The organism is Anaeromyxobacter sp. SG17 (assembly GCF_022690695.1).
Taxonomy (GTDB): Bacteria; Myxococcota; Myxococcia; order Myxococcales; family Anaeromyxobacteraceae; genus Anaeromyxobacter; species Anaeromyxobacter soli.
Map to the genome: position 1 here is coordinate 1 of NZ_JALCYX010000067.1, position 23,140 is coordinate 23,140.

Sequence of the window (23,140 nt, forward strand, 5' to 3'; positions counted from 1 at the left end):
CTCACCTCGCGGCGGCGCGCGCCGAGGCGCTCCTCTCCGCCGGGGACGCCCCGCGCGCCGCGAAGCTCCTCGGCGACGTCGCCGCGTCGGGGGACCTCGCGGTGGCGCGTCGGGTCCGCTGGCGGGAGCCCGAGGCGCTGCTCGCGGCGGGGCTCGCGCCGGAGGCGGTCCCGCTCCTGGAAGGCCTCCTGCGCGACCTCCCCGGGGACGGCGCCGCGCCCGGAGCGCGGCTCGCGCTCGCGCGAGGGCTCCGCCAGCTCGGGGAGGACGCGCGCGCCGCGGAGGTGTACCGCGGCCTCTGGCTCGAGCGGCCCGAGCTGGCGGCGGGCCGCGCTGCCGGCGAGGCCCTCGAGACGTGGCGCGCGGCGGGCGGTCCGGTGCCGACCGCCACCGCGGCCGAGCAGCTCGCGCGCGCGGACCGGCTCCTCGCCACGGGCTGGCCCGACGCGGCGCTCCTCGCCCTCGACGCCGCGGAGCGTGCGGAGCCGCCCGCCGCGCCGGAGCGCGCGGCCATCCTCCGCGCCGGTGCGCTGCTCGCCCTCGGACGCCACGGCGACGCGGAGCGTCTCGCCGCGAAGTTCACCGCGGCGCCCGACGAGAGCGACCGGCGGGGCGCGCTGCTCGTGCTCGCGCGCGCGGCGGCGAGGGCCGGCCGGGTGGACGAGGCGAGCCGCCGCTACGCCGAGCTCGCGGCGCTGCGCGCGCCGATCCCGGGCATCCCCGAGTGGCGCCAGCGCGATCTGGGAGACGAGGCCGCCTACCTCTCGGCGTGGCTGTACTACGACGCCGGCCAGTTCGCGCGCGCCGCGACGGCCCTCGAGGCGTTCGCGAAGGCCAACCGGCGCTCGCGCCGCGCCGACGACGCGCGCTGGTTCTCCGCCTGGTCGCTCTACCGCCTCGGGCGCTTCCCGGCGGCGGCGCGCGCCCTCGCGAAGCTCGATCGGACCTCCTACGCCGACGCCGCGGCGTACTGGCGGGCGCGGCTCGCCCGGACCGGTCCGGAGCAGCGGCGGCTCTACCGTGCGGCGATCGCGGCCGGAGGGGACGGGTGGTACGGCCTGCTCGCGCGGGCGCGGCTCGCCGCCCTCGGCGAGTCCGCCGCGAGGATGCCGCCCCCCGACCCACGCCCCCTGCCGGAGCTGCAGGACGCCGCCGCCGCGGCGCGGCTCGCGGTGGCGGTCGAGCTGCTCGGGCTGGGGATGCGCGCCGAGGCGCTCGAGGAGCTCGCCGATCTCACCCGCTCCTGGCGCGCCCGCGCGTCCGCGCCGGTGGTGGCGCAGCTCGCGGCGTTCGCGGGCGACGCCGAGGTCCCGTTCCGGATCTCGCGCGACCACCTCCTCCCCACGCGGCGCGCGCTGCGCTGGGCGCACCCCGAGCCCTACCCCGAGCTCGTCCCGTCGCGCGCCCGCGCGGTGGGCGTCGATCCTTCGCTGCTGCTCGCCGTCATGCGGCGCGAGTCCGGGTTCCGGCCGGGCATCCGGAGCGGCGCGGGCGCCGAGGGGCTCCTGCAGCTGCGCCCCGCCACGGCCGAGCGGGTCGCCGCGCTGCTCGGGCTGCCGGGCGGGCTCGGCGCCCGGCTCGCGGAGCCGGAGGTGAACATCACGCTCGGTGCCCATTACCTCGGCCTCCTGCTCGCGCGCTTCGGCGATCCCGCGCTCGCCGTCGCGGCGTACAACGCGGGCCCCGGCGCCGCGGCGGAGTGGGCCCGGGCGCGCGCCGGGATGCCGCTCGACGCCTGGGTGGAGTCCATCCCGTACCGGGAGACGCGCGGCTACGTGCGGATCGTGCTCGCCGACTGGGACGTGTACCGCGCCCTGGCGGGCGAGCCGGCAGCGCCGATCGCGCCCGAGCGAGCCGTCACGGCGCCGGACGGCGGGGTGGCATTCTGAGGGAGGCGCGCACCCGCGACAGCGGGCGCGAAGGTTCACGGGCCCCGCCGAGCGGGGGTGGGGCCCCGACGACGGCGGCCAGCCGTCGGCGGGGCGGGGGCGCAGCCCCCGTTAGATCAACGCCGCGCGCACGGCCGCGAGGATCTCGTCGCCGAGGCGGCGCAGCACCGAGGGCGTGACCCCCGGGATCTGGCCGAGCGCCTCGGCGTCGCGCGGCAGGCGCCGCGCGATCGCGAGCATCGCGTCCTCCCCCAGCACCTTGAACGGCGGACGGTCGAGGGCCTGCGCGCGCTCCTCGCGCGCGAGGTACAGCGCGCGCAAGACCGTCCGGCCGGCGGGCTCGAGCTCGCGCGCGCCCCGCAGGCGGCGGAACCCCTCCGGATCGAACACGCGCTCGCGCGGCACCACCGCGGCGACCCGGTCGAACTCGCGCCGCGCGTCGTCCGTCGCGCCACGCGACTCGAGGTCGGCCGCCAGGAGATCGCGGAGCGTGAGCAGGAAGTGCGTGTCGAGCGCGGCGTAGGCGAGCTGCGCGGCGCTGAGCGGCCGCTGTCCCCAGTCCGAACGCTGGAACGCCTTGGAGAGCCTCACCCCGAAGTGCGCCTCCACCAGCGCGGACAGGCCGAGCCCCTCCCGTCCGAGCCGCCGGGCAGCGAGCATCGTGTCGAACAGGCGCGGCAGCCGCCAGCCGTACTCGCGCTTGAGGCAGCGCACGTCGTAGTCGGCGCCGTGCAGCACCGTCTCGCGTCCGTCGCAGAGCACCTCGCCGAGCGGGCGGGGATCCACCGCGAGCGGATCGAGGATGTAGTCGGCGGACCGCGTCGAGATCTGCAGCAGGCAGACCCGCTCGCGGTACACGTGAAAGCTGTTCGACTCTGTGTCGAGGGCCACCACCGGCTCCGCTCGGACCGCCTCCACGAGCTGCGACAGCGTGGCGGGGTCGGCGACGAGGATCGGGGTGGCGCCCGCTGAAGGGGGCGTCATCCGGCGGGATTGTATCCAATTCGGGCCAGCGCCGCCGCGACCTCGGCGGCGACGCCGGCGTTTCGCTCGAGCAGCGCGACGTTCGCCGCCCGCGCCCTCCCGTGCGTCGCCCGCGCGACGGCCTCGAGCAGGAACGGCGTGACCGCCTTGCCGCGCACGCCGCGGTCCCGGGCGTCGGCGAGCGCCGCCGCGATCGCGGCCTCGATGACCTCTCGCGGCACGGCCTCCGGGGGTGGGATCGCGAGCACGACGCCCTCGCGCCGCCCGAGGCCGCCCCAGTGCATCGCGAGCACGCGGGCCGCCCCGGCGCCGTCCTCCACCCGGTGCTCGAGGGGTACCCCGCTCGCTTCCGAGTAGAACGCGGGCAGCTCGGAGGTCCGCCAGCCGAGCACGGGGATCCCGAGCGTCTCGAGGGCCTCCGCGGTCGCAGGAACGTCGAGGATCGCCTTCGGCCCCGCGCAGACGACGCAAACGGGCGAGCGGGCGAGCTCGCCCAGATCGGCGGAGACGTCCGCCGCGCCGGCGGCCGGCTCGCCGTCGGGGATCCGGTGGACGCCGCCGATCCCTCCCGTCGCGAACACCGGGATACGCGCGCGCACGGCGACGGCGGCGGTCGCGGAGACCGTCGTGCCTGCGTCGCGTCCGGCGGCGAGGAGCGCCGCGAGATCCCGCACCGCCGCCTTGGCGGCCGGCCGGGAGGGATCGGCGAGCCGAGCCAGCTCCTGGTCGGACGCCCCCACCACGATCCGCCCGTCGAGCACCGCCACGGCGGCCGGCACGGCGCCCCCGGCCCGCACGGCCGCCGCGCAGCGGCGGGCGGCGTCGAGGTTGTGCGGCGGCGGCAGTCCCTGGGCGACGACGCTCGTCTCGAGGGCGACCACCGGCCTGCCCGCGGCGAGCGCCTCGCGGACCTCCTCGGCGATGCGGAGAGGCGTTTCCATGCACCGAGCATAGCCCGGGCCGTGCACCGGGCGCGTGCTATAAGCCTCGCCAGGGACCGTCCGGGCGGGCGGCGCGACGAGGATCGAATGAGGGCGCGAATCCGGGGCTGGGTGGTGCTCGTTTACACCGCGGCCTCGATGGTCACGTTCTTCCTGCTCAGCCTGCCCGACACCCTGCTCGGCCGCGGTCAGCTCGCGATGTGGTTCGCCCGCTTCGCCTGGTCCCGCTCGATCCTCCGGCTCGCGGGGGCCCGCGTCCGGGTGCTCCGCCTCCCGCCGCTTCCCGACGGACCCCTCATCTTCGCGTCCAACCACGAGAGCGCCCTCGACATCCTCGCGCTCGTCGCCCGGCTGCCGCGCACCGTTCGGTTCATCGCGAAGCTCGAGCTGTTCAAGATCCCGGTCTTCGGCCTGTACATGCGGCTCGGCGGTCACATCCCGGTCGATCGCGGGAACCATGCGCGCGCCATCGAGTCGCTCCGCCAGGCGGGCGCGGCGGTGCGCGGCGGCACCTCGCTCATCGTGTTCCCCGAGGGGACGCGCTCCACCGACCTGCGCGTCCACCCCTTCAAGAAGGGGCCGTTCGTGGTGGCGATGGAGGCCGGGGTGCCGGTCGTCCCCGTCGCGATCTCGGGCGCCGGGCGCATCACCCCGAAGCGCGCCATCGCGGTGTACCCCGGGGAGATCCGGATCGCCCTCGGGGACCCCGTCGACCCCCGCGCCTTCCCGAACAAGACGGCGCTCCTCGTCGAGGTGCGCCGCCGGGTGATCGAGCAGCACCTCGCGATCGGCGGCGCGGGAGGCGACACGCGCGACGCCGTGGCGGCGCCGGGGCGCGAGGGGACGAGCGCGTCCGCCGACGGCGCGCCGGTGTAGGAGCCCTTGCGCCTTGTCCGCCCCGGCGGGCGGGCGGTACGCTCTCGCACGATGAAGGAGCCGGCCCGCCCCGATCCGCTCCCCGCGGCGCACCGCGTGAAGGATGTCGCGCGCGACCTCGCCCAGGAGCTCGCCGGCGGCTACCGCCGCTCGACCCGCTACATGCGCCTCCGGGCCGCCGTGATCGGCGCGTGGGTGCTGCTCTCCGCGGGAGCGATCTGGGCGTCCTGCCCGGCCGGCGGGCCGACGAACCGCCTCGACGCCGAGGCGCAGCTCCTCCCCGGGTCGATCATGGGGACGCAGCTCCTCGTGAAGAACGGCTCCGATCGCCACTGGACCGAGGTCGCGTTCACGCTCGACGGCGGCTGGCGGTGCGACCGGAAGACGGTCCGCGCCGGGGACAAGGTGGTGCTCTCGCTCGCGGCGTTCCGGCGCGAGGACGGCGCCGCGGCGCCCAGGGACCTGAGACCGCGGGCGATCACCATCGAGTGCGTGGAGGGGCGCGCGACCCTCTCCCTCGCCGCGGAGTGACCGTGGACGGCCCGCGCGTCCTGCTCGTCGACGACGACCCCGACATCTGCGAGTTCCTCGGGATCCTGCTCGCGACGGAGGGGCTCGCCTCCGCGGCCGCCTCGACGGCCGACGAGGCGCTCGCGGCGGTCTCCACGGCCGCGGCGGTGCTCCTCGACGTGGCCATGCCGGGCATGGACGGGCTCGAGCTCTGCCGGCGGATGCGCGCCGCCGGCTTCGCGGGTCCCATCCTGATCGTCTCGGCGCGCCCCTCGCCCGATCTCCCGCGGCGGGCGGTCGAGGCCGGGGCGAACGGCTTCGTGCGCAAGCCGTTCGAGAACGCGGAGCTCGTGGCGCTCCTCCGGAGCCACCTCTCGGTCCCGCGCCGCTAGCGCCTTCGCGCCCGCGCCGCGGCCAGATCGTCCTGCGCCGCGTCCTCCGCGCGCTCTCTCGCGCGGCGGAGGCCCTCCTGCCAGCTCGCGCGGTGGCGTGCGATGGCCTCGCGCGCCGCGGAGGCGTCCCCGAGCCCCGCGCGCGCCGCCGCGACGCCCTCCTCCGCCGCCGCGAGCGCCTGCTCCGCGGACGCCAGCGCCGCGCGCGACTCCGCCTCCTCGCGCCGGAGCCGCGCCGAGTGGCCGGCCGCCGTCTGCAGCGTCGCGGCCGGCGCAGCCACGCCGGTGGGGACGCCGCTCGCGCTCGCCCGCCGGGAGACGTCGTCGAGGAGCGCCCTCTGCTCGTCCCGCTCCCTGCGGGCGCGGCCCTCCTCCGCGAGCGCCGCGGCCAGCGCCGCGCGCGCCGCCTCCTCCTCGCGCTCGCGCAGCCCGAGCAGCGCCGCGAGGGGGTAGGCGTCCGTCACCGGACGAGCTCCTCGAGCCGGGCGCGGGTCCGCTCGGGCTCCTCCGCCTCGCCGGCGCCCTGCCGCAGGAACGCCTCGATGGCGGGGAGCCGCTCGAGGGCGGCGTCGGTGTCCGCGTCCGAGCCGGGCGCGTACGCCCCGAGCGCGATGAGGTCGCGATGACGCTCGTGGGCGGCCAGGAGCGCGCGCAGCCGGTCCGCCGCGGCGCGGTGCGCCGGGGTGGTGACGGCGGGCATGACGCGCGAGAGGCTCCGGAGGACGTCGATCGCGGGGTAGCGCCCGGCGGCGGCGAGCCGCGCGTCGAGCACGACGTGGCCGTCGAGGATCCCGCGCACCTCGTCGGCGATGGGCTCGTCGAGATCCCCGCCCGCGACGAGGACGGTGTAGAGGGCGGTGATGCCGCCCTCGGCCCGGTTCCCGGTGCGCTCGAGGAGACGCGGCAGCGCGGCGAAGACGCTCGGCGGGTAGCCGTGGCGCGCGGGGGGCTCGCCGGCCGCGAGGCCCACCTCGCGCTGGGCGCGCGCATAGCGCGTGAGCGAGTCGAGCATGAAGAGCACGCGCCGGCCGCGGTCCGCGAACCACTCCGCGATGGCCGTCGCGACGTGGGCGGCCTTGAGCCGCTCGAGGGCGGGCGCGTCGCTCGTCGCCGCGACGACGACGCTCCGCGCGAGCCCCTCCGGCCCGAGCGCCTCCTCGACGAAGTCCCGCACCTCGCGGCCGCGCTCCCCGACCAGGCAGATGACGGACAGCTCCGCCCGCGTGTTGCGGGCGATCTGGCCGAGCAGGGTCGACTTGCCGACGCCGGCGCCGGCGAAGATCCCGACGCGCTGCCCCTCGCCGATCGTGAGGAGCCCGTCGATCGCGCGGACCCCGAGCGCGAGCGGCGCGGTGATCCGGCGGCGCGTGAGCGGGGCCGGCGCCGCGCGCTCCACGGCCCACTCCGCGAGCCCGGCCGGCGGCGGCGCCCCGTCGATCGGCCTGCCCAGCCCGTCGAGGACGCGCCCGAGCAGCGCGTCGCCGGCGCGGATCGCGAGCGGTCGCCCGGTGGGGAGGATCTCGCTGTCCGCGCCGAGCCCGGCGGGATCGCCGAGCGGGAGCAGCACCGCGCGGTCGTCGCGGAACCCGACCACCTCGGCGAGGAGCGGCGGGCGGCCCGGAGTGTGGATCTCGACCGCCTCCCCCTGCCTCACGCCCGCGGCCTCGGCCTCGACGACGAGGCCCACGAGGCGGGTCACGCGGCCCCGCAACCGGAGCGGCGCGGCCCGGTCGAGCGCCTCGCGCACGCGGCCGGGGTCCGTCACCGCCCGTCGTCCTCGAGCGCCCGCGCGAGCGCGGCGAGCTGCGTCTCGACGCGGGCGTCCACCCGCCCCGCCTCGGTCTCGACCACCGCGTCGCCCCGGGCGAGCGCCGCGTCCTCGCGCACCGTGAGCCCCGGCGCCCGCGCGAGCACCGCCGCGAGCCGGCCGGCAGCGGTGCGGATGGCCTCCGCGTCGCCCGGGTTCACCCGCAGCGTCACCTCGCGGCGATCGCGCGCGGCCGCCAGCGCGCGCGCCGCGAGATCGGCGACGGCGCCGGGATCGTGAGAGAGCTCGCGCCCGAGGATCGTCCGCGCCACGTCGACCGCGACGGCCGAGACCTCGCGCTCGGCGAGGGCGAGCCGGCGATCGCGCGCGGCCGCCGCCGCGGCCAGCGTCGCCGCGGCGCGGGCGAGCCCCTCGCGCCGCCCCTCCTCCACCGCCTCGGACCGGATGCGCTCGCGCGCCGCCTCGGCCTCGGCGCGGATCTGCTGCGCCTCCTCCTCGGCGGCGGCGACGAGCGCGCGCGCCCGCTCCCGCGCGTCGAAGGCCGCGGCCTCGATGCGGCCGGCGCCCGCCGGCGGCTGCCCCTTCAGGATCTTGGCCAAGCGCCCTCCCCTCGGGCCCGCATTGTAGCGCGCGGGAGGGCGGACGGTTCGTGAAGTCGCGCGCCGAAAGGCGCCCAATGGCTGATCGCGAACAGGCGAGCGACGCGAGCCCGCCGGGGCGGGGGGCCCCCCCGCGCCGAGCCGCCCCCCGGCGCCGCCCGGCCCCGAAGCCGCTCGCGGCGTCGCACGGGACCCGGCGAGCCGGGGTGGGGCCCCGACGAGCTTCGCTCGGCGGGGCGGGGGCGCAGCCCCCGTTCGAACATGGCTAAACGACAGCGTGATTCGCGGCACCGAAGGTGATCGCGAATCACGAACTGTCGTTTAGCGAAGGGCCTCGCCGGTCGTCGCAGGGAGGACCTTGCCGTACTTCACGCCACGTGTCGCCACGAGGCTCTCGGCCATCTGCAGGATCTCGCCGGCGCGCCCGCGGAGCACGAGCACCTCCAGGCAGTTGTGCGCGTCCATGTGGACGTGGAGCGCGGAGACGACCGCCTGGTGGTTCTCGTGCTGGATGTGGGTCAGCTTCTGCGCGAGGCTCGAGGACTCGTGGTCGTACACGACGGCGACCACCGCGACCTGCTCGCCGCGCTCCGACTCGGACCACTGGCGCTGGACGAGCTGGTCGCGGATGAGGTCCCGCACGGCCTCGGAGCGGTTGACATAGCCCTTGCGCTCGATGAGCTCGTCGAACTGCTCGAGCAGGCTGCGCTCGAGCGAGATGCCGATCCGTTCCAGCATGGCGGCATCGTTAGCAGCGCGCCCGGCGAGCCGCAAGCCGGCCGCCGGGACGAGCGAGCCCGCCACCCGTGACACGGGGGCGGGCTCGCGGGTTCGCCGGATCTCCGGGCGACGGGCTACGCGGCGTCGCGCTCGCCGGGCTGCAGGTAGCGGTGGAGGAACTGCTTCGTCTTCAGCTCCACCTGGCGGACGCGCTCGCGCGACACGCCCCAGCGCTTGCCGATCTCCTCGAGCGTGCGCGGCTGATCCTGCTCGAGCCGGTTGTGGACGATGTCCCAGCCCAGCTCGCCGATGCGCTTGCGGACCTTCCCGAGCGCGTCGCGGACGTCGCGGTCGCCTTCGCCCTGCAGGTAGGTGTCCTCGGGGCCGGGGCCCTCGTCCTCGATGCGCTCGAGGTGGGTGGCGTCACCCTCCTCGTCGATGGCGCTGTCGAGCGACAGGTCCGGCTGCGCGACCGTGCCGCTCTGCGGGCGCACGGTGGAGCGCGCCTCCTTCAGATACTTCCCGATGTAGGCGCGGATCCACCAGACCGCGTACGTCGAGAAGCGCGTGCCGGCGTGCGGATCGAACTTCTCGACGGCGCGCATGAGGCCGACGTTGCCTTCCTGGATGAGATCGTCGAGCCGCACCGTGCCGCGGCGCTGCTTCCGCGCGATGGCGACCACGAACGCCAGGTTGTGGCGCACGAGCTTCTGCTTCGCGCGGACGTCGCCCTTGCGCGCGCGGAGCGCGAGCGCGTGCTCTTCTTCGCGGTTCAGCGGCGGATAGTCGCGGACCGCCTTGAGGTAGGGAGCGAGCTCTTCGAACTCCCTGCTGCTCTTCTGAGTGGTCGCCGTCCTCATTTACTGGTCGCCTCTCTGGCCTGCGTCGAAGTGTCCCGGGTAGGTTACGTAACGTGACTTTATGAAAGCGGACTCATCGAGTCAAGTATCCCCCATATGCCCGTAGACCCTGGAAGTCTTCGGCGACATCGGGGAACCGCACACCACGCAAGTCCGAAGTGCCGCAGAATATGAACACGATTTGGGAGTTGGCATTCGTCAAGCGCGTGCCCCCTCCCACGACCCCCAGACAAGTGCCGAATATTGCTCCACATCAATTCCGGCACCGACCCGTCCGAGACTCACCGTCCGTGCGGGCGCCTGGAGCTAAGCGGCTGCTTACGCCATCTCGAAACACTGCGTTGCGCCAGATCAAAAAGGAAAGGGCCCGGCCCCTCTTGGGACCGGGCCCGGTTCCGGGCTCGAGCTGACGCGCGGCGGAGCGGCTACTCCTCCCCGCTCGCGACGGCGAGGGCCTCCTCGGCCTCCTCCACCGCGTCCACCGGCGTCTCGACCTCGATGTCGAGGTGCTTGTAGTGCGGCAGGCCGGTGCCGGCGGGGATGAGCCGGCCCATGATGACGTTCTCCTTGAGGCCGCGGAGGTGGTCGACCTTGCCGCTGATCGCGGCCTCGGTCAGCACCTTGGTCGTCTCCTGGAACGAGGACGCCGAGATGAACGACTCGGTGGAGAGCGAGGCCTTGGTGATGCCGAGCAGGAGGGGCTCGCCCTGCGCCGGGCGCCCACCCGCGGTGATCACCTTCTCGTTCTCCTCCTCGAACACGAACTTCTCGACCTGCTCGTCGGCGAGGAAGTTCGTGTCGCCCACGTCGACGATCCGCACGCGACGCAGCATCTGCCGGACGATCGTCTCGATGTGCTTGTCGTTGATCTTCACGCCCTGGAGCCGGTAGACCTCCTGGACCTCGTCCACCAGCCAGCGGGCGAGCTCCTTCTCGCCGAGCACGCGGAGGATGTCGTGCGGGTTGGCGGCGCCGTCCATGAGCGCCTCGCCCGCACGCACCCGGTCGCCCGTGTGCACCGAGATGTGCTTGCCCTTCCCGATCAGGTACTCCTTCGCGAGGTCGGGCCGGAGCTTGCCGTCCACCTCGGGCGTGATGACCACCTTGCGCTTGCCCTTCGTGTCCTTGCCGAAGGCGACCACGCCGTCGATCTCGGAGATGACCGCGTGCTCCTTGGGCTTGCGGGCCTCGAAGAGCTCCGCGACGCGCGGGAGACCGCCGGTGATGTCCTTCGTCTTCGTGGTCTCGCGCGGCATCTTCGCGATGACGTCGCCGGCGTCGACCTCGTCGCCGTCGTTCACGACGAGGTTCGCGCCCTCGGGGAGCATGTAGCGGGCGTCGGCCTCGGAGTTGGCGAGCTTCCGCGTCTTGCCCTCGGCGTCCTTGATCGAGATGCGCGGGCGCGCGTCGGGATCCTTGGAGGCGATGACCGCCTTGCGGGCGAGGCCGGTGATCTCGTCGACCTGCTCCGAGATCGTGACGCCGTCGATGAGGTCGCCGTACTTCACGCGCCCGGCCACCTCGGTGATGATCGGCATCGAGTACGGGTCCCACTCCGCGAGGAGCGTGTTCGTCTCGATCTTCTGCCCCTCGCGCACGAGGAGCTTCGCGCCGTAGACGACGCCGTAGCGCTCGCGCTCGCGGCCCTGATCGTCGGTGACGATGATCTCGCCGTTGCGGTTCATCACGATGAGCGTGCCGTCCTTCTTCTTCGCCACGCTCACGTTGTGGAACTTCACGAGGCCGGGGTTCCGGTTCTCGATGGTCGACTGCTCCGCCCGCCGGGACGCCGCGCCGCCGATGTGGAACGTGCGCATCGTGAGCTGCGTGCCGGGCTCGCCGATCGACTGCGCGGCGATCACGCCGACCGCCTCGCCGATGTTCACCTTGCGGCCGCGGGCGAGATCGCGCCCGTAGCACTCGACGCAGATGCCGCGCCGCGCCTGGCAGGTGAGCACCGAGCGGATCTTCACCTTGTCGATGCCGGAGTTCTCGATGAGCTTGACCCGGTTCTCGTCGATCTCCTCGTTCGCCTTCACCAGCACGGTGGTGGCGAACGGGTCGTGGATGTCGTCGAGCGCGACGCGGCCCAGGATGCGCTCGCCCATCGGCTCGATGATCTCGCCGCCCTCGACCAGCGCGCCGAGCGTGATGCCGTCCATCGCGCCGCAGTCGTACTCGGTGATGATGGCGTCCTGCGCGACGTCGACGAGGCGCCGGGTGAGGTAACCGGAGTTCGCCGTCTTGAGCGCCGTGTCGGCGAGGCCCTTTCGAGCGCCGTGCGTCGAGATGAAGTACTGCTGGACGTTCAGGCCCTCGCGGAAGTTCGCGGTGATCGGCGTCTCGATGATCTCGCCGGACGGCTTGGCCATGAGGCCGCGCATGCCGGCGAGCTGACGGATCTGCTGCGCCGAGCCGCGGGCGCCGGAGTCGGCCATGATGTAGATCGGGTTGAACGACGGCTGCTTGCGCTCCTCGCGCTTGCCGTCCTTGCCCGGGCCGACGGCCGTCTCCTGGCCGATCTGGGACATCATCTCCTGGGCCACCTCCTCGGTGACCTGCGCCCAGATGTCGATGACCTTGTTGTACCGCTCGCCGATGGTGATGAGACCCTCGGTGTACTGGGTCTGGATGTCCTCCACCTCGCCCATCGCGCGGTCGAGGAGCTCCTGCTTCCTCCTCGGGATGATCATGTTCTCGAGCGCGATCGAGATGCCGGCGCGCGTCGCGTTCCCGTAGCCCATCGAGCGGACGCGGTCCGCGAGGAGCACCGTCTCCTTCTCGCCGCAGAGGCGGTAGGTGAGGTCGATGAGGTTCTGGAGCTGCTTCTTGTCCATGACCTTGTTGATGGACTCGAACGGCAGCCGCTTCGGCACGATGTCGTAGAGGAGCACGCGACCGACGGTGCTCTCGACGCGGGTGCCGTCGAGGCGCACCCAGATCTTCGCCTGGAGCTCGACCTCGCCCTGGTCGTAGGCGGCGCGGACCTCCTCCGCGCTCGCGAAGACCTTGCCCTCTCCGCGGGCGAACGCGCGCTCGCGGGTCATGTAGTAGATGCCGAGGACGATGTCCTGGCTCGGCACGATGATGGGCTTGCCGTGCGCGGGCGAGAGGATGTTGTTCGTGCTCATCATGAGCACGCGCGCCTCCATCTGGGCCTCGATGGACAGCGGCACGTGCACGGCCATCTGGTCGCCGTCGAAGTCGGCGTTGAAGGCGGTGCAGACGAGCGGGTGGAGCTGGATCGCCTTGCCCTCGATGAGGACCGGCTCGAACGCCTGGATGCCGAGGCGGTGGAGCGTCGGGGCGCGGTTCAGGAGCACCGGGTGCTCGCGGATCACCTCGTCGAGGATGTCCCAGACCTCGGGGCGCTCCTTCTCCACCATCTTCTTCGCGCTCTTGATGGTGGTGACGTAGCCCTTCTCTTCGAGCTTGTTGTAGATGAACGGCTTGAAGAGCTCGAGGGCCATGATCTTCGGCAGGCCGCACTGGTGCAGCTTGAGCTCGGGGCCGACCACGATGACGGAGCGGCCCGAGTAGTCGACGCGCTTGCCGAGCAGGTTCTGGCGGAAGCGGCCCTGCTTGCCCTTGAGCATGTCGCTCAGGGACTTGAGCGGGCGCTTGTTCGGCCCGGTGATGGTCTTGCCGCGGCGCCCGTTGTCGAAGAGGGCGTCCACCGCCTCCTGCAGCATCCGCTTCTCGTTGCGGATGATGATGTCCGGGGCGTTCAGCTCCTGGAGCCGCTTCAGGCGGTTGTTGCGGTTGATGACGCGGCGGTACAGGTCGTTGAGGTCGGAGGTCGCGAACCGGCCGCCGTCGAGGGGGACGAGCGGGCGGAGGTCGGGCGGGATGACCGGGATGACCTCGAGCATCATCCAGTCCGGCTTGTTGCCGGACGCGACGAACGCCTCGACGACCTTGAGCCGCTTCGCGATCTTCTTCCGCTTCGCGTCGCTCGTCGCCTCCTTCATCTGGGCGCGCAGCTCGGCCGCGAGGCCGTGCACGCCCTCGCCGTGCCCCTTGTCCGCGGGGCCGACGACCTTGAGGAGCTCGAGGACGGCCTCGCCGCCCATGCCGGCCAGGAACGCCTCCTCGCCGAACTCCTCCATCGCCTTGTGGTAGCGCTCCTCGGAGAGCAGCTCGGCGCGCTGGAGCGTCGTCTCCTTGGGGTCGATGACGATGTACGACTCACAGTAGAGGACCTTCTCGAGGTCCTTCAGCGTGATGTCGAGGAGGTTGCCGATGCGGCTCGGCAGCGACTTGAGGAACCAGATGTGCGCGACGGGCGTCGCGAGGGTGATGTGGCCGAGCCGCTCGCGGCGGACCTTCGACTGGATCACCTCGACGCCGCACTTCTCGCAGACGACCCCGCGGTGCTTCATGCGCTTGTACTTGCCGCAGTTGCACTCGTAGTCCTTCACGGGGCCGAAGATCTTCGCGCAGAACAGGCCGTCGCGCTCCGGCTTGAAGGTCCGGTAGTTGATCGTCTCCGGCTTCTTCACCTCGCCGTGCGACCACTGGCGGATCTTGTCCGGGCTCGCGAGCGAGATGCGGATCGCGGAGAACGACAGCGGATCCTTCGGCTTCTCGAAGAAATTGAAGATGTCCTTCACGTCTTGACCTCGTCCAGCAAGAAGGGTCTCTGAACCGTCCCGTCGGCCCGCGCGCCCGCGCGGACCGGGCGCTGGGGCCGGCGGCTCCAAGCCGCCGGCCCCTGGCCCGGGTTACGCGGTGTTCTTCTCGGCCGCGGCGCCGCGCGGCGTGCCGAGCGGCCCGCCCAGGTCGCCCTCGGCCTGCTCGCGGGCCGCCTTCGCCTCCGGCGTCTCGAGGAGCTCGACGTCGAGCGCGAGGCTCTGGAGCTCCTTGATGAGCACGTTGAACGACTCGGGGAGGCCGGACTCGAGCGTGTTCTCGCCCTTGACGATCGCCTCGTACATGCGGGTGCGGCCGACCACGTCGTCGGACTTCACCGTGAGGAACTCCTGGAGCGAGTAGGCCGCGCCGTAGGCCTCCATCGCCCAGACCTCCATCTCGCCGAGCCGCTGGCCGCCGAACTGGGCCTTGCCGCCGAGGGGCTGCTGCGTGACGAGCGAGTACGGCCCGATGGAGCGGGCGTGGATCTTCTCGTCCACGAGGTGGTGCAGCTTCAGCATGTACATGACGCCGACCGTGACGTCCTGGTCGAACGGCTCGCCGGTGCGGCCGTCGAAGAGGATCGACTGCATCGTCGCCGAGCCCTCGCCGAGGAGCGCCTTCATCTCGTCCTCGCGGGCGCCGTCGAACACCGGCGTCGCGACGTGCATGCCGTCGCGCAGCTTCATCGCGAGCTTCGGCAGCTCCTTCTCCGGCAGCTCCTCGATGAGCAGCCCGAGCCGCTCGGAGGCGCCGTCGACGCCCTCGAACGCCTTCTTCAGCTTCTTGCGGAGCTGATCGGGGCCGAAGTTCTTCTCGACCATCTCCTGGAGCCGCCAGCCGACGTTCTTCGCCGCCCAGCCGAGGTGCGTCTCGAGGATCTGGCCCACGTTCATGCGGGACGGGACGCCGAGCGGGTTCAGGACGATGTCCACCGGCCGGCCGTCCTCGAGGTACGGCAGGTCCTCCTCGGGGAGCACGCGCGAGACGACGCCCTTGTTGCCGTGGCGGCCGGCCATCTTGTCGCCGACCGCGAGCTTGCGCTTGATGGCGACGTACACCTTCACCATCTTGATGACGCCCGGCGGGAGCTCGTCGCCCTTCTTCAGGCGGCCGATCTTCTCGCCGAAGAGGAGCTTCACGAGCTCCTTCTGCTCCTCGAAGTTCTCGACGATCTTCCGCGCCAGGTCCTGCACGTCGCCCTCGACCGCGATCTCGCCCCAGTAGCGCTGGGGGATCGTGTCGAGGAGCGCGTCGTCGAGGACGTCGCCCTTCTTGAGGAGCTGGTTGCCCTTGTCGTCGACGAGGCGGCCGGAGACCTCCTTGCCGAGGAGCAGGCGGCGGATCTTCTGGAACGCCGAGTCCTGGATGATGCGGATCTCGTCGTTCTGGTCCTTGAGGAGCTTCGCCTCCTCCATCTCCTCGATGGCCTTCGCGCGCTCGTCCTTCTCGACGCCCTTGCGGCTGAAGACCTTCGCGTTGATGACCGTGCCGGAGACGCCCGGCGGGACGCGGAGCGAGCTGTCGCGGACGTCGCCCGCCTTCTCGCCGAAGATCGCGCGGAGGAGCTTCTCCTCGGGCGAGAGCTGGGTCTCGCCCTTCGGCGTGATCTTGCCCACGAGGATGTCGCCCGGCTTCACCTCGGCGCCGATGCGGATGATGCCCGACTCGTCGAGGTCCTTCAGGGCCTCCTCGCCGACGTTCGGGATGTCGCGGGTGATCTCCTCCTTGCCGAGCTTCGTGTCACGCGCGACGCACTCGAACTCCTCGATGTGCACCGACGTGAACACGTCCTCCTTGAGGAAGCGCTCGGAGAGGAGGATCGAGTCCTCGAAGTTGTAGCCCTGCCAGGGCATGAACGCGACGACCACGTTCTGGCCGAGCGCGAGCTCGCCCATCTCCGTCGCCGGCCCGTCCGCGATGACGTCGCCCTTCTTCACCCGCTCGCCCGGCTTCACGATGGGCTTCTGGTTGATGCAGGTGTTCTGGTTCGACCGCTGGTACTTGATGAGGTTGTAGATGTCGACCTCGTTCGCGACGTCGGTCGCGGAGGTCGGCACGTCGGCCTTCACCACGATGCGGGCGGCGTCGACGGACTGGATGACGCCGTCGCGCTTCGCCACGACGCACACGCCCGAGTCGCGCGCGACGATCCCCTCGATGCCGGTGCCGACGAGCGGCGCCCGCGTGCGGAGGAGCGGCACCGCCTGGCGCTGCATGTTCGAGCCCATGAGGGCGCGGTTCGCGTCGTCGTTCTCGAGGAACGGCACGAGCGAGGCGGCGACGGACACGAGCTGGTTCGGGCTCACGTCCATGAGGTCGACCTCGTCCGGGCGGGCGTTGATGTACTCGCCCTCCTTGCGGCACGAGACCATGTTCCCCGTGAACACGCCCTTCTTGTCCACCGGCGCGTTCGCCTGCGCGATGATGTGCTTCTCCTCCTCGAGCGCCGAGTAGAAGGAGACCTCCTCGGTCACCCTCCCCTTCTCGACCTTGCGGTACGGCGTCTCGACGAAGCCGTACTCGTTCACGCGCGCGTGGGTGGAGAGCGACGCGATGAGGCCGATGTTCGGGCCTTCAGGCGTCTCGATCGGGCAGATGCGGCCGTAGTGCGTGGAGTGGACGTCGCGCACCTCGAAGCCCGCGCGCTCGCGGGTGAGGCCGCCCGGCCCGAGCGCCGAGAGGCGCCGCTTGTGCGTCACCTCGGAGAGCGGGTTCGTCTGATCCATGAACTGCGAGAGCTGGCTCGACCCGAAGAACTCCTTGATGACCGCCGTGACCGGCTTCGCGTTGATGAGGTCGTGCGGCATGAGCGTCTCGATCTCCTGGAGGCTCATGCGCTCCTTGATCGCGCGCTCCATGCGAACGAGGCCGATGCGGTACTGGTTCTCGAGCAGCTCGCCGACCGCGCGGACGCGGCGGTTGCCGAGGTGGTCGATGTCGTCGACGTCCTTGTTCGGCGTGCCGTTCTTGAGATCGATGAGGAAGCGGACCACCTCGAGGATGTCGCGCTTCGTCACGACGGTGTTGTCGAGCGGCTCGTCGATCCCGAACTTGTGGTTCAGCTTCAGGCGCCCGACCTTCGAGAGGTCGTACCGCTCCGCGTTGAAGAACAGGTTGACGAACAGGTTCGTCGCGGTCTCGGGCGTCGGCGGATCGCCGGGGCGGAGGCGGCGGTAGATCTCCATGATCGCCTCCTCGGGCGTGGAGATCTTGTCCTGGATGAGCGTGTCGCGGAGCGACGGCAGGACGTTCAGGTTGTCGATGAAGAGGACCCTGAACTCGAGGATGCCGCGCTTGCGGAGCTCCTCGATCTTGGCCTCGGTGACCTCCTCGTTGACCTCGAGGAGCACCTCACCCGTGTCGGCGTCCACCACGTCCTCGGCGGAGATCTTGGTGTAGACCTCCTCCGGCTCGATCGGCAGCGACTTCATCTTCGCCGCGACGAGCTTCTTGATCGCGCTCTCGGTGAACTTCCGGTTCTTCTTGACGATGATCTCGTTCGTCTTCGGGTCGCGGATGTCGCGCGTCGCGCGCTGGCCCTTGAGCAGGTCCGGGTTCAGGTCCTTCTCGAACTTGCCCTTGCCTTCGACCCGGATCGTCTCGGTGTCGTAGTAGTACTTGAGGATCTCCTCGGCCGAGCCGTGGAACTCGACCGGGCTCTTCTTCGCCGTGTCCGGCACGCCGCCGAGGGCGCGCAGCAGCACCGTCGCGGGGAGCTTCCGGCGGCGGTCGATGCGGACGTAGAGGATGTCCTTGTGGTCGAACTCGAAGTCGATCCAGGACCCGCGGTACGGGATGATCCGGGCGTTGAAGAGGAGCTTGCCCGACGAGTGGCTCTTGCCCTTGTCGTGGTCGAAGAACGCGCCCGGCGAGCGGTGGAGCTGGCTGACGACGACGCGCTCCGTGCCGTTGATGATGAAGGTCCCGTTCTCCGTCATGAGCGGGATCTCGCCGAAGTAGACCTCCTGCTCCTTGACGTCGCGGATCGACTGCGCGCCCGTCTCCTCGTCCTTGTCCCAGACGACCAGGCGAACGACGACCTTGATCGGCGCCGAGTACGTCATGCCGCGCTGGTGGCACTCGTCGACGTCGTACTTGGGCTTCTCGAGGTGATAGCTGACGAACTCGAGCGAGCTCGTCTCGTTGAAGTCCTTGATCGGGAAGACCGACTTGAAGACGCCCTGCAGGCCCGTGTCCTCACGCTTCTCGGGCGGGACGTCGGCCTGGAGGAACTTGTCGTAGGACGATTTCTGGATGGCGATGAGGTTGGGGATCTCGGCGATCTTGTTGATCTTCCCAAAGTTTCGCCGGATTCTGAAGTTGTTCTGGATCGTCGTCGCCATCGAGTTCGGTCCTCTGTCCCTTCGAGACCCGTACAAACAGGTCTAGCCGGCCAGCAGGCCGGCTACCCAACTGCGTCCGGCCGAAACGGCCGGGATTCCGGAATCAGTGAAAGGGATACGGGTTCTTAACGACTCCACCCTCACCCGTCAAAGATTCCAACGTGAGCCACGGCGAGGCGGCTTGCAACTCCGCCCCGCCGTGCGCACGCCTCGCTACTTGATCTCGACCTTGGCGCCGGCGGCCTCGAGCTTCTTCTTGAGCTCGTCGGCCTCCGCCTTCGCGACGCCACCCTTGACCTCCTTGGGGGCGCCCTCGACGAGGTCCTTCGCCTCCTTGAGGCCGAGGCCCGTGATCGCGCGGACTTCCTTGATCACGTTGATCTTGTTCGCGCCGGCGTCCGCGAGGACGACGGAGAACTCCGTCTTCTCCTCGACCGGAGCCGCGGCGGCAGCCCCGCCACCGGCGCCGGCGACCATCACCGGAGCGGCGGCGGAGACGCCCCACTTCTCCTCGAGCTGCTTCACGAGCTCGGCGGCCTCCATCACCGTGAGGCCCGACAGCTGTTCCACGATCGTGTTGAGATCGGCCATTTCCTTCTTCCTTCTCTTTGTTCCGGGGCGCCCTTCGGGGCGCCCGCAGCGTCTGGCCCGCGCGACATTCCGCGCGGGCGGTTCACGTACCGTTTAAGACTGCTTCTCGAGCTGCTCGCGGCGCGCGCCGAGGACACGGGCCAGCTGCTGGCCCGGGGCCCCGATCATGCGGGCGAGCTGGGTCGCGGGCTGCGCGATCATCGCGGCGATCTGGCCGCGGAGCTCCAGGAGCCCCGGCATCTTCGCGAGGGACTGGATCCCCTTCGCGTCGACGACCCGACCTTCGATCACCGCGGTGCGGATGGTGAAGTTCTCGCGGTCCTTCATGAACTCCGCGAGGAGCTTCGCCGGCGTGACGACGTCGCCGTAGCTCATGACGAGCGCCGTCGGCCCCACGAACTTCTCCGCGATCGGCTCCACCGGCGTGCCCTTGGCGGCGCGCGCGGCGAGGGTGTTCTTCACGATGCGGTACTCCACCTTCGCCTCGCGCAGCTTGCGCCGAAGCTCGGTGACCGTCGCGACGTTCAGCCCCTTGGGCTCCGCGAGGATGGCCGCCTTCGCCTTCGCCATCTTCTCGTGGAGCTCACCGATGACCTGCTCTTTTTCCGTCCGGTTCAATTAGTCTCACCACCTTTCGGACCGGCCGGCGTTCGCCGGCGCGGTTTCGCTCGGGGTTCGGACCGGACGTCCGGTACGAAGACCCCCTGGCCAAGCAGGGGACGCTGCGGAGAGGCTGCAGGTTCCCGTCTCGGCGGGTCGGACCCTCGCGGATCCGCTTGGCCGCTCGCTCGCCCCGGAACTGCGCTCGCACCCGGGGCCGTTCGCGGGCCCGCTGTCTTGGACCAGAAACCCCGGCGGCGTCATGCCGCCGGGAACTCCAGAAACGTGTCGCTAGCCGTGCTGCGCGGCGAGCTCGGCGAGGTCGAGCTTGATGCCCGGGCCCATCGTCGTGGAGAGCGTCACGTTCTTCACGTACACGCCCTTCGCGGTCTGCGGCTTCGCCTTGTAGATGATCTCCATGATCGCCGAGAAGTTCGCCTTGAGCTTCTCCGGGTCGAAGGAGGCCTTGCCGAACGGCACGTGGACGATGCCCGCCTTCTCGACGCGGAACTCGACCTTGCCGGCCTTCTGCTCCTTCACGGCGCGGGAGATGTCCGCCGAGACCGTGCCGACCTTGGGGTTCGGCATGAGGCCGCGGGGGCCGAGGACCTTACCGAGGCGGCCGACGACGCCCATCATGTCCGGCGTCGCGAGCACCTTGTCGAAGTCCATGAAGCCGCCCTGGACCTTCTCCGCGAGATCCTCGGCGCCGACGATGTCCGCGCCGGCCTCCTGGGCCTCGCGCGCCTTGTCGCCCTTCGCGAACACCGCGATCTTGACCGCCTTGCCCATGCCGTGCGGCAGCACGACGGCGCCGCGGACCACCTGATCGGCGTGCTTGGGGTCGACGCCGAGGTTGATCGCGGCGTCCACCGTCTCGTCGAACTTCTTCGTGGCGGTCTGCTTCACGAGGCTCATCGCCTCGTCGAGCTTGTACCGCTTCACCCGGTCGACCTTCGCGACCGCCGCCTTGTACTTCTTCGCAACGTGAGCCATGTCCGTGTCCTCCTCGCGGCTAGCCGACGACGTCGATGCCCATGGACAGCGCGGTCCCCTCGACGGTCCGCATCGCGGCCTCGAGGCTGCCCGCCGTCATGTCCTGCATCTTCGTCTTCGCGATCTGCTCGACCTGCTTGCGCGTCACCTGCCCGACCTTCTCCTTGCCGGGCTTGTGCGCGCCGGAGCCCTTCTTCTTCTCCGTGTGGAGGCCGGCCGCCTTCTTCAGGAGGATCGCCGCGGGCGGGGTCTTCAGCTGAAAGGTGAAGGAGCGGTCCTGGTACACCGTGATGATGACCGGGATGATGAGCGCTTCCTTCGCCTGCGCCTGCGTCGCCGCGTTGAACTGCTTGCAGAACTCCATGATGTTCACGCCGTGCTGGCCGAGCGCCGGGCCCACGGGCGGAGCCGGGTTCGCCTTGCCGGCGGGGAGCTGCAGCTTGATCTGTCCAGTGACCTTCTTCATCGCTGCTCCTCGAGGCCGCGAAGGCGACCCCGCGTGGTCGAACGAGCCGTTGACTCGGCTCTCCCACGTATTCGCCCGCGGTGACTCACCGCGGGCGGTGCCACACTACGTCTTCTCCACCTGCATGAAGTCGAGCTCCACCGGCGTGGCGCGCCCGAAGATCGAGACGAGCACGCGCAGCTTGCCCTTGTCCGGCTTGACCTCCTCGACCGTGCCGTTGAAGTTCGAGAACGGGCCGTCGATCACGCGGACCTGATCGCCCTCCTCGAACTGCACCTTCGGCTTGGGCTTCAGCGAGCCCTCGGAGATCTGCGTCGTGAGCCGCTGCACCTCGATGTCCGACACCGCCGGGACCTCGTTCGGCGTCTTCGCGTTCCCGACGAAGCCCGTCACCTTGGGCGTCCCCTTCACGAGGTGCCAGGTGTCGAGCGTCATCTCCATGTTCACGAGGATGTAGCCCGGGAAGAACTTGCGCTTCGAGGTCTTCTTCTCCCCCTTCACCATCTCCTGGACCACTTCCATGGGGATGAGGACCTCGCCGAACTGCTCCTGGAGGCTGTGCTGCCGGACGCGCTCCTCCAGCGACTTCTTCACCTTGTTCTCGAAGCCCGAGTAGGTGTGGACGACGTACCACTTCTTCGCCATTTGCGCGTCTCCGTGTGGTCGCCCCGTGCCCCGCCTAAACGCCGCGGGAGCCACCGGCGGCCTTCCGCCGCCCAGGGCTCCCGTCGCTCGTGAGCCTGTCGAAACCGCTCGGCCGCGAGCGACCTAGTAGACCTTCGAGCTGAGCCAGCTCCAGACGAAGTCGAACACGCCGAGGACCACCGCCGCGACGGCCGACGCCACGATCACCGCGACCGTGGCGGCCCGCGTCTCGCGCAGGCTCGGCCACGTTACCCGGCGAAGCTCCAGCGCGATCTCGAACGAGACCTGCTGGGTCTTCGGGTAGCGCCACACCCCGATCGCGAGCACGACCGCCAGCGCGAACCCGACGACGGTCGAGAGCGTCCAGTCCCCGAGCACCGCGAAGTCGTTCACGCGGGTATACGAGAACGCGAGCGCGAGGATGCGCTCGAAGAACACCCCGACCGCGATCGCGGCGAGCACGTAGAAGATCACGACGATCCGCTTCGGCTGCTCGACCCCGCCCACGTTTTCCATGGCTCGCCCTTCGGCCTTCGTGCGGCATGGGGGCGGGACGCGTTCGGCGCCCCGCCCCCGTCGGTTTCTGCTCGGTTCGTCCTGCCTCGACTGGCAGGCCAGGAGGGATTCGAACCCCCAACCCGCGGTTTTGGAGACCGCTGCTCTACCGTTCGAGCTACTGGCCTATCCCCGGCGGCTTCGCGCTACTTCGTCTCCTTGTGCTCCACGTGCTTGCGGCAGCGCGGGCAGTACTTGGACAGCGCGAGCTTGTCCTGCGTCTTCTTCTTGTTCTTCGTGGTCGTGTAGTTCCGCTCTTTGCAGGTCTTGCACTCGAGCGTGATGATGCTGCGATTCCCGGCCATGGGATCCCTTCCTTACTGGATCACCTCGGCCACGACGCCGGCGCCGACCGTGCGGCCACCCTCGCGAATCGCGAACCGAAGCTCCTTCTCCATCGCGATCGGGGTGATGAGCTCCACCTCCATCGCGATGTTGTCCCCGGGCATCACCATCTCGACACCCTGCGGAAGCTGAACCGAACCCGTGACGTCCGTCGTGCGGAAGTAGAACTGCGGGCGGTAGCCGTTGAAGAACGGCGTGTGGCGCCCACCCTCCTCCTTCGTCAGGACGTACACCTCGGCCTTGAACTTGGTGTGCGGCGTGATCGAGCCCGGCTTCGCCAGCACCTGACCGCGCTCCACCTCCTCGCGCTTCAGGCCGCGGAGCAGCGCGCCGATGTTGTCGCCCGCCTGCCCCTCGTCGAGCAGCTTGCGGAACATCTCCACGCCCGTCACCACCGTCTTGACCGTCGGCTTCAGGCCGACGAC

The 23,140-nt window shown here is 71.0% G+C and carries 21 protein-coding genes and 1 tRNA gene; 4 read left to right on the forward strand and 18 right to left on the reverse strand.

All coding sequences use genetic code 11. From position 1 onward, the window contains the following. The coding region (locus MNY60_RS18870) for a lytic transglycosylase domain-containing protein (RefSeq protein ID WP_242361434.1) at positions 1-1,889 on the forward strand (1,889 nt) is incomplete at its 5' end. Between the two features lie 111 nt (positions 1,890-2,000). Here MNY60_RS18870 and MNY60_RS18875 read toward each other — a convergent pair. Continuing rightward, positions 2,001-2,873: a ribonuclease D gene (locus MNY60_RS18875; protein ID WP_242341434.1), complete on the reverse strand. Its 873-nt coding sequence runs from the start codon at positions 2,871-2,873 to the stop codon at positions 2,001-2,003. Further along, a complete protein-coding gene (locus MNY60_RS18880; RefSeq protein WP_242341433.1) occupies positions 2,870-3,814 on the reverse strand; it encodes a pseudouridine-5'-phosphate glycosidase in 945 nt (314 codons plus the stop codon). Before MNY60_RS18880 ends, MNY60_RS18875 begins: the two co-directional genes overlap by 4 nt. 87 nt (positions 3,815-3,901) lie before the next feature. Between MNY60_RS18880 and MNY60_RS18885 the strand changes: the two genes are divergently transcribed. From MNY60_RS18885 to MNY60_RS18895, 3 genes are read left to right on the forward strand one after another with little or no spacing between them, the layout of a single operon-like run. Beyond that, complete coding sequence (locus MNY60_RS18885; RefSeq protein WP_242341432.1) at positions 3,902-4,690, forward strand: lysophospholipid acyltransferase family protein; 789 nt, start codon at positions 3,902-3,904, stop codon at positions 4,688-4,690. Between the two features lie 51 nt (positions 4,691-4,741). Further along, positions 4,742-5,221: a hypothetical protein gene (locus MNY60_RS18890; protein WP_242341431.1), complete on the forward strand. Its 480-nt coding sequence runs from the start codon at positions 4,742-4,744 to the stop codon at positions 5,219-5,221. Between the two features lie 2 nt (positions 5,222-5,223). Continuing rightward, the gene (locus tag MNY60_RS18895) at positions 5,224-5,592 is read left to right on the forward strand and encodes a response regulator transcription factor (protein ID WP_242341430.1); all 369 of its coding nucleotides are present in this window, start codon (positions 5,224-5,226) and stop codon (positions 5,590-5,592) included. Here the strand turns inward: MNY60_RS18895 and MNY60_RS18900 are convergent. From MNY60_RS18900 to MNY60_RS18975, 16 genes are all read right to left on the reverse strand, one after another. Then, positions 5,589-6,056, reverse strand: a complete 468-nt coding sequence (locus MNY60_RS18900) for a hypothetical protein (protein ID WP_242356906.1) — start codon at positions 6,054-6,056, stop codon at positions 5,589-5,591. The genes MNY60_RS18895 and MNY60_RS18900 overlap by 4 nt on opposite strands. Then, positions 6,053-7,357: a FliI/YscN family ATPase gene (locus MNY60_RS18905; protein ID WP_242341590.1), complete on the reverse strand. Its 1,305-nt coding sequence runs from the start codon at positions 7,355-7,357 to the stop codon at positions 6,053-6,055. The genes MNY60_RS18900 and MNY60_RS18905 overlap by 4 nt, the downstream gene beginning before the upstream one ends. Continuing rightward, on the reverse strand, positions 7,354-7,959 hold the full coding sequence (locus MNY60_RS18910) for a FliH/SctL family protein (protein ID WP_242361437.1): 606 nt from the start codon (positions 7,957-7,959) through the stop codon (positions 7,354-7,356). The genes MNY60_RS18905 and MNY60_RS18910 overlap by 4 nt, the downstream gene beginning before the upstream one ends. Positions 7,960-8,280: 321 nt before the next feature. Continuing rightward, positions 8,281-8,697: a nickel-responsive transcriptional regulator NikR gene (gene nikR / locus MNY60_RS18915; RefSeq protein WP_242340774.1), complete on the reverse strand. Its 417-nt coding sequence runs from the start codon at positions 8,695-8,697 to the stop codon at positions 8,281-8,283. A 116-nt stretch (positions 8,698-8,813) separates the two neighbouring features. Beyond that, positions 8,814-9,539: an RNA polymerase sigma factor RpoD/SigA gene (locus MNY60_RS18920; protein WP_242340773.1), complete on the reverse strand. Its 726-nt coding sequence runs from the start codon at positions 9,537-9,539 to the stop codon at positions 8,814-8,816. A 425-nt stretch (positions 9,540-9,964) separates the two neighbouring features. Next, positions 9,965-14,152 (reverse strand): DNA-directed RNA polymerase subunit beta', encoded by a 4,188-nt coding sequence (gene rpoC, locus MNY60_RS18925; protein WP_242340772.1) that lies wholly within the window; start codon positions 14,150-14,152, stop codon positions 9,965-9,967. Positions 14,153-14,263: 111 nt separating this feature from the next. Further along, positions 14,264-18,517 (reverse strand): DNA-directed RNA polymerase subunit beta, encoded by a 4,254-nt coding sequence (gene rpoB / locus MNY60_RS18930; RefSeq protein ID WP_242340771.1) that lies wholly within the window; start codon positions 18,515-18,517, stop codon positions 14,264-14,266. Positions 18,518-18,730: 213 nt separating this feature from the next. Beyond that, on the reverse strand, positions 18,731-19,108 hold the full coding sequence (rplL, locus tag MNY60_RS18935) for a 50S ribosomal protein L7/L12 (RefSeq protein WP_242340770.1): 378 nt from the start codon (positions 19,106-19,108) through the stop codon (positions 18,731-18,733). Between the two features lie 93 nt (positions 19,109-19,201). Further along, positions 19,202-19,726 carry a 50S ribosomal protein L10 gene (rplJ, locus tag MNY60_RS18940; protein ID WP_242361440.1) on the reverse strand — a complete coding sequence of 175 codons (525 nt, stop codon included), beginning with the start codon at positions 19,724-19,726 and terminating at the stop codon, positions 19,202-19,204. A 273-nt stretch (positions 19,727-19,999) separates the two neighbouring features. After that, positions 20,000-20,704, reverse strand: coding sequence for a 50S ribosomal protein L1 (gene rplA / locus MNY60_RS18945; RefSeq protein ID WP_242340768.1), 705 nt, complete (start codon positions 20,702-20,704; stop codon positions 20,000-20,002). 19 nt (positions 20,705-20,723) lie between these two features. Beyond that, complete coding sequence (rplK, locus tag MNY60_RS18950; RefSeq protein WP_012097009.1) at positions 20,724-21,170, reverse strand: 50S ribosomal protein L11; 447 nt, start codon at positions 21,168-21,170, stop codon at positions 20,724-20,726. 105 nt (positions 21,171-21,275) lie between these two features. Continuing rightward, positions 21,276-21,815: a transcription termination/antitermination protein NusG gene (gene nusG / locus MNY60_RS18955; RefSeq protein WP_242340767.1), complete on the reverse strand. Its 540-nt coding sequence runs from the start codon at positions 21,813-21,815 to the stop codon at positions 21,276-21,278. A 123-nt stretch (positions 21,816-21,938) separates the two neighbouring features. After that, entirely contained in the window at positions 21,939-22,331 is a 393-nt protein-coding gene (gene secE, locus MNY60_RS18960; protein ID WP_242340766.1) for a preprotein translocase subunit SecE, read from the reverse strand. A 91-nt stretch (positions 22,332-22,422) separates the two neighbouring features. Beyond that, positions 22,423-22,498: transfer RNA gene (locus MNY60_RS18965), tRNA-Trp, on the reverse strand. Between the two features lie 18 nt (positions 22,499-22,516). Then, positions 22,517-22,675: a 50S ribosomal protein L33 gene (gene rpmG, locus MNY60_RS18970; protein ID WP_242340765.1), complete on the reverse strand. Its 159-nt coding sequence runs from the start codon at positions 22,673-22,675 to the stop codon at positions 22,517-22,519. A 12-nt stretch (positions 22,676-22,687) separates the two neighbouring features. Continuing rightward, positions 22,688-23,140: EF-Tu/IF-2/RF-3 family GTPase (locus tag MNY60_RS18975; RefSeq protein WP_374109410.1), on the reverse strand; the 453-nt coding region annotated here is incomplete at its 5' end.